General features: G+C 71.3%; 11 protein-coding genes. 3 read left to right on the plus strand and 8 right to left on the minus strand.

What is annotated here, in order from left to right; translation table 11 throughout:
- Positions 1–1,152, minus strand: a 1,152-nt coding sequence (locus CW362_RS17720; protein WP_103550522.1) for an acyl-CoA carboxylase subunit beta, incomplete at its 3' end; no start/stop codon positions are given.
- 510 nt (positions 1,153–1,662) lie between these two features.
- Between CW362_RS17720 and CW362_RS17725 the strand changes: the two genes are divergently transcribed.
- On the plus strand, positions 1,663–2,286 hold the full coding sequence (locus CW362_RS17725) for a YceI family protein (protein ID WP_103550459.1): 624 nt from the start codon (positions 1,663–1,665) through the stop codon (positions 2,284–2,286).
- Between the two features lie 149 nt (positions 2,287–2,435).
- On the opposite strand, the gene CW362_RS17730 is transcribed toward CW362_RS17725, so the two are convergent.
- On the minus strand, positions 2,436–3,791 hold the full coding sequence (locus CW362_RS17730) for a hypothetical protein (protein WP_103550460.1): 1,356 nt from the start codon (positions 3,789–3,791) through the stop codon (positions 2,436–2,438).
- 207 nt (positions 3,792–3,998) lie between these two features.
- Between CW362_RS17730 and CW362_RS17735 the strand changes: the two genes are divergently transcribed.
- Complete coding sequence (locus tag CW362_RS17735) at positions 3,999–4,253, plus strand: hypothetical protein (RefSeq protein ID WP_103550461.1); 255 nt, start codon at positions 3,999–4,001, stop codon at positions 4,251–4,253.
- A gap of 139 nt (positions 4,254–4,392) precedes the next feature.
- Here CW362_RS17735 and CW362_RS17740 read toward each other — a convergent pair whose 3' ends face one another.
- A complete protein-coding gene (locus tag CW362_RS17740; protein WP_103550462.1) occupies positions 4,393–7,434 on the minus strand; it encodes a glycoside hydrolase family 3 protein in 3,042 nt (1,013 codons plus the stop codon).
- Positions 7,435–7,751: 317 nt separating this feature from the next.
- Here CW362_RS17740 and CW362_RS17745 point away from each other — a divergent pair, with 317 nt between their 5' ends.
- On the plus strand, positions 7,752–9,614 hold the full coding sequence (locus CW362_RS17745; protein WP_103550463.1) for a ricin-type beta-trefoil lectin domain protein: 1,863 nt from the start codon (positions 7,752–7,754) through the stop codon (positions 9,612–9,614).
- A gap of 79 nt (positions 9,615–9,693) precedes the next feature.
- On the opposite strand, the gene cimA is transcribed toward CW362_RS17745, so the two are convergent.
- From cimA to ureA, 5 genes are all read right to left on the minus strand, one after another.
- Positions 9,694–11,298, minus strand: coding sequence for a citramalate synthase (cimA, locus tag CW362_RS17750; protein ID WP_103550464.1), 1,605 nt, complete (start codon positions 11,296–11,298; stop codon positions 9,694–9,696).
- Between the two features lie 328 nt (positions 11,299–11,626).
- The gene (locus CW362_RS17760) at positions 11,627–12,217 is read right to left on the minus strand and encodes a TetR/AcrR family transcriptional regulator (RefSeq protein ID WP_103550466.1); all 591 of its coding nucleotides are present in this window, start codon (positions 12,215–12,217) and stop codon (positions 11,627–11,629) included.
- A 15-nt stretch (positions 12,218–12,232) separates the two neighbouring features.
- Positions 12,233–13,270 carry an agmatine deiminase family protein gene (locus tag CW362_RS17765; RefSeq protein WP_103550467.1) on the minus strand — a complete coding sequence of 346 codons (1,038 nt, stop codon included), beginning with the start codon at positions 13,268–13,270 and terminating at the stop codon, positions 12,233–12,235.
- Positions 13,271–13,359: 89 nt separating this feature from the next.
- Positions 13,360–15,069 carry an urease subunit alpha gene (locus CW362_RS17770; protein ID WP_103550468.1) on the minus strand — a complete coding sequence of 570 codons (1,710 nt, stop codon included), beginning with the start codon at positions 15,067–15,069 and terminating at the stop codon, positions 13,360–13,362.
- The gene (gene ureA / locus CW362_RS17775; RefSeq protein ID WP_103550469.1) at positions 15,066–15,770 is read right to left on the minus strand and encodes an urease subunit gamma; all 705 of its coding nucleotides are present in this window, start codon (positions 15,768–15,770) and stop codon (positions 15,066–15,068) included. Before ureA ends, CW362_RS17770 begins: the two co-directional genes overlap by 4 nt.
- Positions 15,771–15,891 lie beyond the last annotated feature (121 nt).

The raw sequence follows: 15,891 nt of genomic DNA on the forward strand, positions 1-15,891 counted from the left end.
CCCGGGCACGTCCAGCAGCGTGATGATCGGAATATTGAAAGCGTCACACATCTGGACAAAGCGTGCAGCTTTTTCGGAGGCCTCGATGTCGAGGACGCCGGCCAGGCTCTGCGGCTGGTTGGCGACGATGCCGACGACCTGGCCGTCGAGGCGGGCCAGCGCGCAGATGATGTTGCGGGCCCAGCGCTCGTGGACCTCGAGGTAGTCGCCGTCGTCGACGAGCTCCTCGATGACCTTGGTCATGTCGTAGGGGCGGTTGCCGTCGGCCGGGACCAGGTCCAGAAGGATCTCGCTGCGGCGGTCGGCCGGGTCCGAGGACTCGGCGCGCGGCGGGTTCTCGCGGTTGTTCTGCGGCAGCATCGACAGGAGGTAGCGCACCTCGGCGATGCAGGTCTCCTCGTCGTCGTAGGCGAAGTGGCACACGCCCGAGGTCTCGGCGTGCACGTCGGCGCCGCCCAGGCCGTTCTGGGTGATCTCCTCGCCGGTGACCGCCTTGACCACGTCGGGGCCGGTGATGAACATCTGCGAGGTCTCGCGGACCATGAACACGAAGTCGGTCAGCGCCGGGGAGTAGGCGGCGCCGCCGGCGCAGGGGCCGAGCATCACACTGATCTGCGGGATGACGCCGGAGGCCCTGGTGTTGCGCTGGAAGATGCCGCCGTAGCCGGCGAGCGCGCTCACGCCCTCCTGGATCCGGGCGCCCGCGCCGTCGTTGAGGGAGACCAGCGGGGCACCGGCCGCGATGGCCATGTCCATGATCTTGTGGATCTTCGTGGCGTGGGCCTCGCCCAGCGCCCCGCCGAAGATCCGGAAGTCGTGCGCGTAGACGAAGACCGTACGGCCCTCGACCGTGCCCCAGCCGGTGATCACACCGTCCGTGTACGGCTTCTTGGCCTCCAGGCCGAACCCGGTCGCCCGGTGCCGGCGCAGCTGCTCGACCTCCTGGAACGAGCCCGCGTCGAGCAGCAGCTCGATGCGCTCCCGGGCGGTCAGCTTGCCCTTGGCGTGCTGCGCCTCGGTCGCCTTCTCGCTGGGACCCCGCAGCGCTTCCGCACGGATGGCGTGCAGTTCCGCCACGCGGCCACGCGCGTCGGTCGGTTCGCCCGTGGGGATCACGGAGTTCGCGGTGTCGGCCTCGTCCAAAACGGTCATGTAGTGACCATACGAAGCCCGCCGAGGAAACAGGCCCGTCGACTCTGCACAGTCTCCGGACCGTTTTCCTGGTGCCCCTGAACAGAACCACCATCACATGCAGGCGATCCGACTGTCCGGAGGGGTTCGGGCTTGTGGGGGTCTCACAAACCGTTCCACCGAGTGCCGCCTCATATTCATGAGTGGCACATGCCATCACCGGAGTGACGCGGCCCCCCGTTCGGCGGCCCGCGCACCCCGGAGGAGCCACCCCGGCGGCCGCACGGACATAGCGCCGCATCCGCTGCCGGGCCGACTGTACGCGGACACGCGGGAGCGGCCTCCGGGCTCCGGACACACCGCCGAGGCGGAGGTGCGCGACCCACCGTCACGCACCGAGCACACTCCGGACACTGTTGAAACTTGAACGGAATAGGTCTACGGTTGCCCGTGTTGACCTCGTTGAACATTCAACAGAATGACGCCGTGGCTCTCCCCTGAACCTCGGCCCGTCCCCCCAAGGAGCATCTGATGGGCATCTTCGGCCGCAAGACCACCGACACCGCCGAGAACACCTCCGCCGTCGCCACGGCCACCGCCGTCAACCCGGACCTGGCCGCCCTGACCGGCGACTACACCATCGACCCGGCCCACTCGACGATCGGCTTCGTCGCCCGGCACGCGATGGTGACCAACGTCAAGGGCTCGTTCAAGGACTTCGAGGGCACGCTGCACCTGGACGGCACCGACCCGGCCCGGTCGACGGCGTCCCTGGACATCAAGATGGACAGCATCGACACCGGGTCCGCCGACCGTGACGGCCACCTCAAGAGCGCCGACTTCTTCAAGACCGACGAGTTCCCGGCGATGACCTTCCGCTCCGTCAAGGCGGAGGCGCTCGGCGGTGACGACTACCGGATCACCGGCGACCTGGAGATCCTCGGCACCACCAAGCAGATCAGCATCGACCTGGAGTTCAACGGCGCGGCCAAGGACCCGTTCGGCAACGAGCGCGTGGGCTTCGAGGGCAAGGCCGAGATCCTGCGCTCCGAGTGGGGCCTCACCTGGAACGCGGCCCTGGAGACCGGCGGCGTGCTCGTCTCCGACAAGATCAAGCTGAACTTCGACATCTCGGCGATCCGGAACGCCGGCTGAGATCCGGGCCGCAGGCCCCGCGTCGCCGCACGCTTCCCCCGGCGCCGAGCCCCCGCACAGGGGCGCTCGGCGCCGCCGTGCGCGCGGAGCGCGGCCGCCCCGTGCGCGCCGGGGCCGCCCGTACGCCGCCCCCGCGGAAGCCGTCCCCCTCAGAAGCCGCCGCCGAAGTCCCCGCCGCCACCGCCGAAGTCCCCTCCCCCGCCGTCACCGAAGCCGCCCCCGAAGTCCCCGGGGTCGAAGTCGGCACCGGAGACGTCGCCTCCGTCGGGGCCGCCGCCGGAGTAGCCGTAACCGGTTCCGTAGGCGGCTCCGTACCCGGGACTCGCCATCATGCCGCCGAGCACGGTCCCGACGAGCAGGCCCGGCAGCACGCCGCCGCCGAAGTAGCCGCCCGCCCAGGGGCCGTACGCCGGGCCCGCGTCCCAGTACGGGCGGCGGCCGTGTTCCGTCTCGACCTCCCGGACCGCCGGTTCCTCGCCGCCGACGAGACGCATCCAGTCCGCCTTGCAGACCGGGACCTCGCGGGGCGCGCCCCCGGCGGGCGTCCAGGCCGTGTCGGCGACGGACGGACCGTGCCGGGGGTCGAAGAAACAGGGCGCGCGGCGCTCGGGGACCGGACGGCCCTCGCGGCGCGCCGCGAGCACGGCGAGGGAGAAGCGGCCCCCCTCCAGGGACTGGGTGACGGCGCGCACGTCCTCGGGGCGCCGGGCCCCGGCCATGAAGGACTTCGCCTGTTCGTAGGCGTCCAGCGCGCGTTCGTAGTCCGCGCGCATCGCGTCGTCGGCGCCGGCCTCCGCGGGATGGAAGTCGAGCCGGTCCAGTTCCTCGCCGAAGGCGGTGATGTCCTCGTCCACGACCACGCGGAGCCGCTCCAGCGCGGCCCGCCGCTCCTCCTCCTCGCGGCGCCGGTTGCGGCGCACGACCGCGTACGCGCCCGCGCCGCCGACGACGGCCACCGCGCCGACCGCGATCAGCGCTCCCGTCGGAACACCTCCACTGTCCATGCCACCGCCCCAGCTCGCGGGGGCCGAACCGTGGACACCGGCGAGCGCGCGGTCGGTGAACTCGTTCAGCTGGGTGTTCGCGTCCGAGACGCCTTGGACGCTGGTGACGAGGTTCTGCACGGCCGAGCGGGACATCACCACGGAGTCGGCGCGGGCGTCGAAGCGGTCGCCGAGCCTGATCGCGTAGAGGCCGGTGATACCGGTGGCGGTGCGCAGGTTCCGGAAGAGGTCCTGGGTGGGGTAGTTCGCGGGGAGCACCGTGACGAAGACCGGCTTGTCCGCCTTCTTGATCTTGGCGGCGAGGGCGTCGGCCTCCGCCGCGGAGAGCTGGCCGGAGGCGGCCGGGTCCACGTAGACGGGCCCCTCGCGCAGGGCCGCCGCCACGGTGGAGACGTCGTCGGCGGCGTGGGCCCGGGGCGCCGGGAGCCACACCATCGCCAGGGCCGCGAGCATCAGTGCGACCAACAGGCCTGGACGTCCTCGGGTGCGTGCGGCCCTCATGCTTTTGAAGCTACCCGAACCGGAGCGAAACGGGACATCGGGAGAGTGGCGCCCCCGCGACCGGGACCCGGCCCGGCGCCTCGGCACCCGCCCCGTCCGTCGCGCCGCGCGGGACCGGGCCGGCGTCATGGAACGATTCGGTTCCACCTTCCGGAAGTGCGGCCTCCGTCACGGCCAAGGATGGCATGAACCTGATGAAGCGGCCGGATGGTCGGACTCTTCCTTCGCGTTCTCCCGTTCTGGGTGCGCGAACCGCTGCTCATCGTCGTCGGCTTCCCCTTCAGCGGCCTCCTCTTCCACGCCGCGGCCCGGGACCGATCGGCCTTCGGCGCGTTCCTCGGCGTCGTGGTGCTCGCGGTCACCGCGTTCCGCGTGCACACCGTGATCAAGGCGCTGCGGGCCCGCAGGCTCGCGAGGGAACTCGAGAGCGCCGCGCCGGCGGCCGCACCGCAGACGCCGTAGGCGCCGGAGGCGGACGGAGGCGCCGGAGGCGGACGGAGGCGCCGGAGGCGGACGGAGGCGGACGGAGGGCCGGCCGGGGCTGATGCTCAGCCCCGGCCGGCCCTCCGTCCGTTCCCCCGGTCCGCGCGCTACGGCTTCCTCACCCCGCGCGGTACGCCTTCGTCAGCTCGGCCACCGCCTTCGCGTAGTGGCCGGTCAGCAGCAGGTGGTCCGCGTCCGCGAAGTGTCCCGCGTTCGCCGCGGTGACCGACGAACCGATCTTCTGCTGGACGAGCAGCCGGGCCTTCGTCACGACCCTGCGGGCGACCTGGTCCGCGCCGGACCGTTCCGCCGCCGCGGCCACCAGGGCGAGCTCGTGCAGCGTGGCGGCACCGCCCCTCGGCGACTTCGTCAGCGTCGTGAGACCCCATCCGTACGGGAACTGCGGGTCGTAGGAGGCGTCACCGACGTTGATCGGCAGCTGGGACTGGGACTTCGGCCAGGTGACCGGGAGCTGCCCGGTGAAGGCGCGCCTCCCGTAGAGGACGTCCGCGACGCCGTCGCCCTCGGTGCCCGGCAGCCAGGAGGCGACGAGGGCGTCGATGTCACCGAGCCGGTCGCCGACGATCTGCGGGCGGCCCGAGACGATCAGCACCGCGCACTTCATGGCCGCGCACACCTTGTCGACGGCCGCCCTGTCGGCCGCGGTCAGCTCCAGGTCGTTGCCGTTGCCGACGTCGCCGACCCCCTCCGCGTACGGGGTCTCGCCGACGACGACCACACCGACGTCGTATCCGGAGGTCGGTGCCGAGGCGTCCTTGGAGTAGGTGACGTCACCGCCGGCGTTCCGCATGCCCTGGAGGATCGTCGTGCCCTTGGTGATCGGGCCGGACGAGCCCTGCCAGGTGAGGGTCCAGCCGCCGGTCTGGTTGCCGAGGTCGTCGGCGTTCGAACCGGCGACGTACACCTTCTGGGACTTCTTCAGGGGCAGTACGCCCCCGGCGTTCTTCAGCAGGACCTGGGACTCGGCCGCGGCCTGCCGCGCCACGGCCCGGTGCGCGGCCGAGCCGATCCGCGACGCGCCGCTCGTGTCCGCGTAGGGCTTCTCGAAGAGGCCCAGCTCGAACTTCTGGGTGAGGATGCGGGAGACGGCGTCGTCGATCCGCTTCCGGGTGACGCGGCCCTCCTCCACCTCGTCGGTGAGCGTCGTGCGGAAGTCCTTGTACGAGTACGGCACCATCATCATGTCCACGCCCGCGTTGACCGAGGTGCGGACGTGCGAGGCGTAGTCGCCGGGGAGCTGGTCGATGGCGTTCCAGTCGCTGATGACGAAGCCGTCGAAGCCCATCCGGCCCTTGAGCACACCGTTGATCATGTCGGCGCGGGCGTGCATCTTCACCGGGCCGAGGCCGTCGCCGACGATGTCGAGCGAGGAGTAGGACGGCATGACCGTACCGACGCCCCGGTCGATCGCGGTCTTGAAGGGGGCCAGGTGGACGGCCTCCAGCTCCTGTCGGGTGACCTTGGTGACGCCCTGGTCCACCGTGTACGAGCCCGTCGTGGACGTGCCGTACCCGGTGCCGCCGTCGCCGACGAAGTGCTTGGCGGTGGCGAGGACCTTGTCACCGCGCTTCAGGTCCTTGCCGTCGCGGGCGCCCTGGAGCCCCTGGACCACCGTCTCCATGGACTCGACGAGCGCCGGGTCCTCGCCGAAGGACTCGTAGGAGCGGCCCCAGCGTTCGTCGCGCGACACGCACAGGCAGGGGGCGAAGTCCCAGGGGATGCCGGTGGCGCGGACCTCGGCCGCGGTCACCGCTCCCGTCCGCTCCGCGAGCGCGGGATCACGGGTGGCGCCGATGCCGATGTTGTGGGGCATGACCGTCGCGCCGGCGAGGTTGTTGTGGCCGTGCACCGCGTCCACGCCGTAGATCAGCGGGATCTGGAACCGTGTCGCCTGCGCTCGCAGCTGGTAGCCGTCGATCATCTTCGCCCAGGCTTCGGGGGTGTTGGGGGTCGGCGTGGAGCCGCCGCCGGAGAGCAGCGAGCCGAGGTCGTAGGAGGCGATGTCGCCGCCCGTGCCGATCGCGCCGCGCTCGGCCTGGGTCATCTGCCCGGTCTTCTCCTCCAGGGACATCCGGGAGAGGAGATCGGCGACCCGCTTCCGCACGGGCAGTTTCGGGTCCAGGTACGGCAGTCCGTGGGCGTCCACGACGACCTGCGGGGTCTCGGCGGGAGCCTTGGCGCCGGTCACCGTGAGCTTGAGCGAGATGGTCTCGGCCGCCTCGGCGGACTTGTCGCGCAGGGTCGGGACCTTGACGGTGCGACTGGCTCCGGACACGGTGCCCGCCGGGAAGGTGATCTCGCCGCGGACCGGGGTGTAGTCCCGGCCCGGCGTGGCGGTGCCGCCCGCGCTCTCGTACGCGACGGTCACGGGCTCGTCGATCGGGGCGGAGCCGGTGGTGGCGACGGAGACCTTCACGGCGGCCGTGGCACCCTCCCGTACCGGGTGGACCGCGGCGTCGGTGGTGACGGAGGCCCGCAGGGACTGGTCGGCCTTGCCGTACAGCTCGACGTCGTCCAGGGCGAACTGTCCCGGGGCGCCGACCGGGAGCGTGAGGGCGTAGCCCCACATCTGGGTCAGGCCGAGGACGTGGTCGATCCCGCCGACGGGCTGGTAGTCCGTGCGGTAGACGAAGTCGGCGAAGGGGATCTCGATCTGTTTCCAGCCGGTGAAGTCGTCGGTGAAGGAGGTGGTCCACAGTTCGGACGCCTCGCCGTTCGCTCCGCCGTCCTTGATCTCGAAGGCGAGCTTCTTGCCGGTGTTCCGGCCGTCCCACCAGAAGCGGATGCCCTTGTGCGCGGACCAGTCGTGGGCCGGCTCACCGGCCGCGAAGTCGTGGGTGAAGCCGCCGTAGCCGCTGATGTCGTAGTCGCCGGTGAGGACCTTGGCGCCCTCGGGCGCGTCGGACCGCGCGGTCAGGGCGAGCTTCGGCGGATCGTCGCTGTCGCCGCCCCAGGTGAAGATGCCCTCGGCGGGCTGGGTCGCGAAGGGCACCTCGCCCTCGAAGCGGTCGACCGGGACGGGCGCGGGTTCATCGGCCGCCGCCGTTCCCGCCGAGGCGAGCGGAAGCAGTCCGGCGATCAGCGCGGCACCGGCCAGCAGAGCGGTTCTTCGTACGGAATTCCGATCGAGCCCGGTCAATGGGGTTCCCCTCGACTCTCACGTGGTTCTGACGACGTGCTTCTTCTGACGACGTACGTCCGACGGGGTGCTGCTTCCGTTCGGGTTCTCTTCGTGCGCCTTCCGGTCTCACGACTTAGATCACGGCGTGAGTTAACTGGTGTCCCGGCAACCCGTCAAGACTTCACGCCAGAACCGGTACAGACTCAAGTCACGGCCGGATCAGGGCAGTTGTTCCTTCAGAATCTGAACGCGCACCCCCTTGACGCGGGTCCGCAGCCGTCATTTACTCACGCCTCGCACGCCACCCACCCCCACCTCCAGAAGGGCGGCGCTCCATGAGGAGATCCATTCGGGCGGCCCGGCTGATCCTCGCCGGGCTGCTCACCACCGCGGGATTCACCGCGGCCGCGCCCGCGCACGCCGCGGGCGAGCAGGTCACCGCCTATCTCACGACGACGGACGACGACGGCGGACGCCATGTCGTGCGCGGGCTCCAGGCCCAGGCGCCGTTCGCCTTCCAGTCCGGCAGCGGCGGCAACGGCGAGAACATCACCGTCGACGAGAACACCCGGTACCAGACCTTCACCGGCGGCGGCGCGTCCTTCACCGACACCGCGGCCTGGCTGATGAACAGCAGCGGCGCCCTGTCACAGAGCACCCGCGACGCGACGATGCGCAAGCTGTTCTCGCCGACGGACGGGATCGGGCTGTCCTTCCTGCGCAACCCCATGGGCGCCTCGGACCTCGCCCGCTACGGCTACACCTACGACGACGTGCCGGCCGGGCAGAGCGACCCGAACCTCGCGCAGTTCTCCATCGCGCACGACCTGGCCGACGTGGTGCCCCTCACGAAGCAGGCGCTCCAGCTCAACCCCTCCCTGACGGTGATGGCCTCGCCGTGGACGGCGCCGGCCTGGATGAAGGACAGCGGGTCGCTGAACGGCGGCTGGCTGAAGGCGGAGGACTACGGCGCGTACGCCTCGTACTTCGTGAAGTACCTCCAGGCGTACCGGGACCAGGGCGTCCCCGTCTCGTACGTCACCGCCCAGAACGAGCCGACCTGCTGCTCGGGCTACCCGTCGATGAGCTGGAACGCCTCGGGGCTCGCCTACTTCACCAAGAGCGAGCTGCTGCCGAAGCTCCAGGCGGCCGGGCTGTCCACCAAGGTGCTCGCCCACGACTGGAACTGGGACGTGTACGACTCCTACGCCGCGGCGACGGTCGACGACGCGGCGGTCCGCTCGCACCCGAACTTCGGCGGGATCGCCTGGCACGGGTACGGCGGTGACATCGCCAAGCAGACGAGCGTGCACAACCAGTACCCGGGCCTCGACGCCTTCGGGACCGAGCACTCCGGTGGCACCTGGATCGCGAACCAGCAGCGCGAGGACATGCTCAACATCGTCGACTACACCCGCAACTGGGCGAAGTCGGTGACCAAGTGGTCGCTCGCCGTGGACCAGAACAAGGGTCCGCACAACGGGGGCTGCGGCACCTGCACCGGACTGATCACCGTGCACAACGGGGACGGGGCGAGCGGGACCGTCGACTACACGGTCGAGTACTACACGATGGGGCACCTGACGAAGTTCGTCCGGCCCGGGGCGCAGCGGATCGCCTCCACCGCGTCGTCGGCCGTCCCGAACGTCGCCTGGCGCAACCCCGACGGGTCGAAGGCGCTGATCGCCTACAACGACGGCACGGGGGCGAAGACGGTCACCGTCAACTGGGGCGGGCAACACGCGACGTACTCGCTGCCCGGCAGGACCTCGGCGACCTTCACCTGGTCCGGCACGCCGTCGGGCGGGGACGGTCGGACGGGGGCGTTCGTCGGGCTGGCGGGCAAGTGCCTCGACGTGGCGGGCGCGTCGAACGCCAACGGCACGGCCGTGCAGCTCTACGACTGCAACGGGACCGCGGCGCAGTCCTGGACCGTGGGGGCCGACGGATCGGTGCGTGCGCTCGGGAAGTGCCTCGACGTCACGTCGGGGTCGATCTCCGACGGCGCCAAGGTCCAGCTCTACGACTGCAACGGCTCGGGCGCCCAGCGGTGGTCGTACAACTCCTCGACGGGTGCTGTGGTCAACACCGCGGCGAACAGGTGCCTCGACGTGACGGACAACTCGTCGGCGAACGGGGCGCGGGCGCAGATCTGGTCCTGCACCGGGGCCGCCAATCAGAAATGGCAGCTGCGGTAGCCGTCCGGCGGAACGGAGGAGCAGGGACGCCGTGAACGCCGGAGGGTGGGGCGGCCCCGCCCTCCGGCGTTCGGGGCGGTCACGACGCGGGTTCCACCCCGGCCCGCAGCAGCCCGTAGGTGTACGCGTCCTCCAGTGCCTGCCAGGACGCGGCGATGACGTTCTCGGCGACGCCGACCGTGGACCACTCCCCCGTGCCGTCGGAGGTGGAGATCAGGACGCGGGTCGTGGACTGCGTGCCGTGCTTGCCCTCCAGGATGCGGACCTTGTAGTCGACCAGCTCCAGCTTGGCGAGCTGCGGGTAGATCGTCTCCAGGGCCACGCGCAGGGCGCGGTCGAGGGCGTTGACCGGACCGTTGCCCTCGGCGGTGGCGACGATGCGCTCGCCCTTGGCGAAGAGCTTGACCGTGGCCTCGTTGGCGTGGCTGCCGTCGGGGCGGTCCTCGACGATGGCCCGCCAGGACTCGACCTCGAAGTAGGTGCGCGCCCTGCCCTCGGCCTCGGCGCGCAGCAGCAGCTCGAAGGAGGCGTCGGCGGCTTCGTAGGTGTAGCCCTTGAGCTCGCGCTCCTTGACGCGCTCGACGACCCGGCCGACCAGTTCGCGGTCGCCGCCGAGGTCGACGCCGAGCTCCTTGCCCTTGAGCTCGATGGAGGCGCGGCCGGCCATGTCGGAGACCAGCATGCGCATGGTGTTGCCGACCTGTTCGGGGTCGATGTGCTGGTACAGGTCCGGGTCGACCTTGATCGCGGAGGCGTGCAGGCCCGCCTTGTGCGCGAAGGCCGACACTCCCACGTAGGGCTGATGGGTGGAGGGGGTCAGGTTGACCACCTCCGCGATCGCGTGCGAGATCCGGGTCATCTCGCGCAGCGCGCCCTCCGGGAGCACCTTCTTGCCGTACTTGAGTTCCAGGGCGGCGACGACAGGGAAGAGGTTGGAGTTGCCGACCCGCTCGCCGTAGCCGTTGGCGGTGCACTGGACGTGGGTGGCGCCCGCGTCGACGGCGGCCAGGGTGTTGGCGACCGCGCAGCCGGTGTCGTCCTGGGCGTGGATGCCGAGCCGGGCCCCGGTGTCGGCCAGGACGGTGGAGACCACGGCCTGGACCTGGGCGGGGAGCATGCCGCCGTTGGTGTCGCACAGCACGACCACGTCGGCGCCGGCCTCGTGGGCGGCCCGCACCACGGACTTGGCGTAGGCGGAATTGGCGCGGTAGCCGTCGAAGAAGTGCTCGCAGTCCACGAACACCCGCCGCCCCTGCGCGACCAGGTGGGAGACGGTGTCGCGGACCATCTCCAGGTTCTCCTCCAGCGTGGTGCGCAGCGCCAGCTCCACGTGCCGGTCGTGGGACTTGGCGACCAGCGTGATCACCGGGGCGCCCGAGTCCAGGAGCGCCTTGACCTGGGGGTCCTCCGAGGCCTTGCCGCCGGCCCGACGGGTCGCGCCGAAGGCCACGAGCTGCGCGTGCCGGAAGTCGATCTCCTGGGCGGCGCGGGCGAAGAACTCGGTGTCGCGGGGGTTGGCGCCGGGCCAGCCGCCCTCGATGAAGCCCACCCCGAAGTCGTCCAGGTGCCGCGCGATGGCCAGTTTGTCCGCCACGGTGAGGTTGATGCCCTCGCGCTGCGCGCCGTCGCGCAGCGTCGTGTCGAAGACGTGGAAGGAATCGTCGACTTCGCTGGTCTCGGTCATGGTCTCAAGGCTCCTGTATTGAAACTCGGTCTACCGGAATGACCGGCTCCACCGTCCCCAATGATCCCGCGCGCGCCGCGCTCCCGGCTGAAGGTGGGCCAGAAACGCGAAAAACCCCTCGCGGGTGCGAGAGGTCTGCGCGCGGGTCGAGGACGACGGTGTCCGCCCGCACCTGGTCGTGCGTGGCGGTCACTGCGGACCGGCGCGCCTGCTGCCAATAATCATGGCGAACGAGAGCACGGGGGCAGTCTGGCACATTCCGCCTCCGCGATCACACGGTGTCTCAGGATGCGAGCACTGGGCTACGTGACCGACGGACGGCGGACGTTCAGCCCAGCGACGTGTCGAGGAACTCCTTCACGTGGGACAGTACCTGCTCGCGGCTGGTGCCGCGCAGGCCGATCGCCACGTGGATGGAGAAGCCGTCCAGCAGGGCGCGCAGCCGGGCGCCGAAGCGGTCCGCGTCGAGGGGACGGAACTCGCCGCGCGAGACGCCCTCGGCGAGCAGCGCGACGAGGTCCCGGTGCCAGGCTCCCTCGATGGCGGCCTGCCGTTCGCGGGCGTCGTCGTCCGCGCTCTGGGAGTGGTTCCAGACCTCCAGCCACAGGGTCCAGTGCGGGTCCCGGTGACCGTCGGGGACGTACAGGTCGACGTAGGCGTCCAGGCGCTCGCGGGCGGTCGTGGGCGCGGCGAGCAGCCGGCCGCGCTCGGTGCCGAGGCGGCCCTCGCTCCACTCCAGGGTGCGCAGCAGCAGCTCGTCCTTGGAGCGGAAGTAGTAGAGGAGATGGCCGCTGCTCATGCCGACCTCACGGCCGAGCGCCGCCATGGTGAGCTTCTCCAGACCGCGCTCGGCGATCATCTCCATGGCGGCGGCGAGGACCTCCTCGCGCGGTGGCGCGTTCCTCCGCGCACCGGCCATCCCTGACTCCCGTCGTCAGACCTTCGGCTGCTGCTGGGTGATGCAGTGGATGCCACCGCCGCCCGCGAAGATCGTACGTGCGTCCACCAGGGTCACGGTCCGCTCGGGGAAGAGCCGCCGGAAGATGTCCGCCGCGGTCTCGTCGCGCGGGTCGTCGAAGCCGCACAGGACGACGCCGCCGTTGCAGAGGTAGTGGTTGATGTAGGAGTAGTCGGCCCAGTGGCCGTCGGCCTCCAGGACGGTCGGGGCGGGGACCTCGACGACCTCGATGGCGCGGCCGCGCGCGTCGGTCTGGGCCCTCAGCAGCCCGATGACCTCCCGGCTGACCTCGTGGTCGGGGTGCGCGGGGTCCTGCTGGGAGTGCGCGACGATCACGCCGGGCCGGGCGAAGGCGGCGACGATGTCGACGTGGCCGAGGGTGCCGAAGCCGTACGGGGGGTAGTCGCCGGTCAGTCCGCGCGGCAGCCAGATGGCCTTCTCGGTGCCGAGCTGGGCGTGGATCTCCGCCTCGACCTGCTCGCGGGTCCAGCCGGGGTTGCGCTCGGGGCCGAGCTGCACGGTCTCGGTGAGCAGCACGGTGCCCTCGCCGTCGACGTGGATCGCGCCGCCCTCGTTGACCAGCCGGGAGGCGTACGTCTTCGCGCCGGCCAGGCCCGCGACCTCGGCGCCGATCTTGGAGTCGTGCTCCCAGCGGGCCCACTCCTGGGCGCCCCAGCCGTTGAACGTCCAGTCCACGGCGGCGAGTCCGCCCTGCCCGTCGGTGAGGAAGGTGGGGCCGATGTCGCGCATCCAGGCGTCGTCGAGTTCCCGCTCGACGGTGTCGACGCCGGGGCCGAGGAGTTCGGCGGCCGGCGCGGACTGGCCCGGGCCGCACACCACGGTGACGGGCTCGAAGCGGCGGACCGCGCGGGCCACCGCCGCCCAGGCGGCACGGGAGGCGGCGAGGTCCTCGGGGCTGTCGAAGGTGGGGTTGGGGCCCGGCCACGCCATCCAGGTGCGCTCGTGCGGGGTCCACTCGGCGGGCATGCGGAAGCCGTCGGCGGCAGCAGACATGGGGGATCCTTACGAGCTGTGTCGGTTACGGACTGTGTCGGTTACGGGCGGTGTCGGCTGTGGGCGGTGTCGGCTGTGGGCTGTGTCGGTCACAAGAAGTACAGGCGGTTGAGGGAGACCGAGTCGGCGGGCTCGGAGCGCAGCGGTTCGCCGTCGAGGGTGACCAGTCCGGTGTCCCCGTCCACGTCGACCGCTCCGGTACGGGAGTTGAGGCGCAGGTCGGCGGGGCCGATGCCGCGGGTGCCGCGGACCGCGACGCGGCGGCGGCGGGTGGGCATGGTGTCGTTGCCCTGGTCGAGCGCGGCCTGCGCGACGAACGCCACGGAGATCTCCGCGGGGGTCGCGCCGTGTGCCCCGAACTGCGGTCCGAGGATGAGGGGTTCGCAGGTGTCGGTGGCGGCGTTCGGGTCGCCGACGACGCCGTAGGCGGGGAAGCCGGACTTCAGGACGAGCTGCGGTTTGGCGCCGAAGTACTCGGGGCGCCACAGCACGATGTCGGCGAGCTTGCCGGTCTCGATGGAGCCGACCTCGTGGGCGAGGCCGTGCGCGACGGCCGGGTTGATCGTCAGTTTGGCCATGTAGCGCAGGACGCGTTCGTTGTCGTGGTCCTCGGGGGCGCCGAACTGCGCCTTCATCTTCCCGGCCATGGCGAAGGTGCGGCGCACGGTCTCGCCGGCGCGGCCCATGCCCTGGGCGTCCGAGGAGGTGATGCCGATGGCGCCCAGGTCGTGCAGCACGTCCTCGGCGCCCATGGTCCCGGCGCGGATGCGGTCGCGGGCCATGGCGGCGTCGCCCGGCAGGTCGGTCTTCAGGTCGTGGACGGAGACGATCATGCCGTAGTGCTCGGCGACCGCGTCCCGGCCGAAGGGCAGGGTGGGGTTGGTGGAGGACCCGATGACGTTCGGGACGCCCGCCATCTTCAGGACGTTGGGGACGTGGCCGCCGCCGCAGCCCTCGATGTGAAAGGCGTGGATGGTGCGGCCCTCGAGCACCGCGAGGGTGTCCTCGACCGACAGGCACTCGTTCAACCCGTCGCTGTGCAGGGCCACTTGGACGTCGTGGTCCTCGGCGACCCGCAGGGCCGTGTCCAGGGCCCGGGTGTGCGCGCCCATGTCCTCGTGGACCTTGAAGCCGCTGGCCCCGCCCTCGGCGAGCGCCTCGATCAGCGGAGCGGCGTGGGAGGACGAACCCCGGCCCAGGAAGCCGATGTTGACGGGCCAGGCGTCGAAGGCGGAGAACGCGTGGCCCAGCGCCCAGGGCGAGTTGACGCCGACGCCCCACACGGGCCCGAACTCCTGGCCGATGATCGTGGTGACGCCGGAGGCGAGCGAGGCCTCCATGATGCGCGGCGACAGCAGGTGCACGTGGGTGTCGACGGCTCCGGCGGTGGCGATGAGCCCCTCGCCGGAGACGATGGAGGTGCCGGTGCCGACCACGACGTCGACGCCGTCGAGGGTGTCGGGGTTGCCGGCCCGCCCGATCGAGCAGATGCGGCCCCCGCGGATGCCGATGGACACCTTCCGGATGCCCTGGACGGCGTCGATCACCACGACGTTGCTGACGACGACGTCGCAGGTCTCGCGGACGGCGGCGGCCTTCAGGTGCAGTCCGTCGCGGGCGGTCTTGCCGAATCCGGCGAGGAACTCGTCCCCGGGGAGCTGGGCGTCGGACTCGACGCGGACGGTCAGCCCCGAGTCGCCGAGCCGGATGCGGTCCCCGGCGCGGGGGCCGTGGGTGGCGGCGTACTCGTGGGGGGTGAGGCGGCGGGCCTCGGCGGGGTGGCCTCCGGGGCGGCTCATCGTTCGGTCTCCTGGTCACGGGTCTCGGGTACGCCGAGGTAGCCGCAGGCGGCGGCCCGGCGCAGGGCCTCTTCCCTGGCCCCGGGGGCGTCCAGCGGCCCGTCGACGAGACCGGCGAAGCCGATCGCGACGCGCGCCCCGCCGATGGGCAGCAGCCCCACCTCGGCGCTCTCCCCCGGACCGAAGCGGACGGAGGAGCCGGCGGGCACGGCCAGCCGCATGCCGTAGGCCGCGGCACGGTCGAAGTCGAGGCGCGGGTTGGCCTCGAAGAAGTGGAAGTGGGAGGTGACGGAGACCGGGACGGCGGCCGTGTTCGTCACGGTCAGCCGGACGGCGGCCTCGGGCTCGGCGTGCTCCGGGCCCGGGAGCAGGGCGCCGGGCGCCCGCTCGCCGAGGCCGCCGCCGATGGGGTCGCTCACCACCGCGAGGCGCGAGCCGTCGTCGAAGACGGCCTCCACGTGCACCTCGGTGACGATGTCCGCGACACCGGGCAGGACGTCGCCCGGGCCGAGGACGGACCGGGCCGCCTCGACGGCCTCGGCCAGCCGTCCGCCGTCGCGGGCCACCTCGCAGACGGTGTCCGCGATCAGCGCGGTGGCCTCCGGCACGTTGAGCCGCAGTCCCCGCGCCCGGCGGGCACGGGCCAGCTCGGCGGCCGAGAACAGCAGCAGCCGGTCACGTTCCGTGGGGGTCAGTCGCACGCCCCGACACCTCCTCGCCTTCCTTCGTTTAGAGCATCACTCTAAACGCCGGATTCATGGAAGGGAATCATTGACGAGGGGACATCGAAGACGTCACATTGAACGTCGCTCAAACTCTTGA

The sequence above is a fragment of the Streptomyces populi genome (assembly GCF_002911015.1).
Taxonomy (GTDB): domain Bacteria; phylum Actinomycetota; class Actinomycetes; order Streptomycetales; family Streptomycetaceae; genus Streptomyces; species Streptomyces populi.

Bases quoted from the DNA above. Each gene is read 5' to 3' on its own strand.
- CW362_RS17725 (WP_103550459.1), top strand. From the start codon at position 1,663: ATGGGCATCTTCGGCCGCAAGACCACCGACACCGCCGAGAACACCTCC.
- CW362_RS17730 (WP_103550460.1), bottom strand. From the start codon at position 3,791: ATGAGGGCCGCACGCACCCGAGGACGTCCAGGCCTGTTGGTCGCACTG.
- CW362_RS17735 (WP_103550461.1), top strand. From the start codon at position 3,999: ATGGTCGGACTCTTCCTTCGCGTTCTCCCGTTCTGGGTGCGCGAACCG.
- CW362_RS17745 (WP_103550463.1), top strand. From the start codon at position 7,752: ATGAGGAGATCCATTCGGGCGGCCCGGCTGATCCTCGCCGGGCTGCTC.
- cimA (WP_103550464.1), bottom strand. From the start codon at position 11,298: ATGACCGAGACCAGCGAAGTCGACGATTCCTTCCACGTCTTCGACACG.
- CW362_RS17760 (WP_103550466.1), bottom strand. From the start codon at position 12,217: ATGGCCGGTGCGCGGAGGAACGCGCCACCGCGCGAGGAGGTCCTCGCC.
- CW362_RS17765 (WP_103550467.1), bottom strand. From the start codon at position 13,270: ATGTCTGCTGCCGCCGACGGCTTCCGCATGCCCGCCGAGTGGACCCCG.
- CW362_RS17770 (WP_103550468.1), bottom strand. From the start codon at position 15,069: ATGAGCCGCCCCGGAGGCCACCCCGCCGAGGCCCGCCGCCTCACCCCC.